General features: G+C 60.5%; 1 protein-coding gene. It reads right to left on the bottom strand.

Translation table 11 applies throughout. The features are described 5' to 3' along the window. Positions 1 to 440: transposase (locus IVB36_RS18710; RefSeq protein WP_247391779.1), on the bottom strand; the 440-nt coding region annotated here is incomplete at its 3' end. Between the last annotated feature and the right edge of the window lie 170 nt (positions 441 to 610).

The following is a 610-nucleotide window of genomic DNA, read 5'->3' as shown; positions in this document are numbered from 1 at the left end:
ACCGTGACGCGCTTGAGGTCCTGGCTGCGTAAGGCGCCGGCTTCGTGCGCCACCCGCAGGCTCTCGGCCAGCAGCAGCTCCAGCTTGTCGCCGAGCCGCTTGCGCCAATGGCTCAGGTCCGAGCGTTCGTGCGGGAAAGCGTGCTGGAAAAACTCTTCGCCGGTGAAGAACTGGAAATAAGGGTCGTGGACCCAGCGCTCGCACACCCCCTCATCGGACAGCCCGTAGATATGCTTGAGCAACAACAGCCCGATCATGAAGCGGGTCTCGATCCCGGGCCGGCCGTTCTCGCTGTAGAGCGGCGCGATCTCGCCGTCGATCCAGTCCCAATCGATCTTGCCGGCAAGCAGAACCAACTCGTGCTTCAGATTGATGATCTGGTCCAGCCGCGCCCGGAACAGATCGTTCGATCCCGTCGTCCTGTGCTTCTTCGGTCGCATCGGCCCCTCCGATGCACCACAGAATCATGGTCCGCAGCGAAAGGGAATCCACAAACGAAAATTGCAAGGTTTGGGGGCCTCAAGCCCCCAATCCCTGCAATCTCAAATGCCGCCGCAACCGGAAAACTGACTCCTGCTCAATCGCTTAGTGCCTTGTTCACGGACGACTA

Origin of the sequence: Bradyrhizobium sp. 35, from assembly GCF_023073215.1 — a bacterium.
In the GTDB taxonomy this organism is placed as follows: domain Bacteria; phylum Pseudomonadota; class Alphaproteobacteria; order Rhizobiales; family Xanthobacteraceae; genus Bradyrhizobium; species Bradyrhizobium canariense_D.
This window is presented reverse-complemented; position numbering and strand designations above follow the sequence as displayed.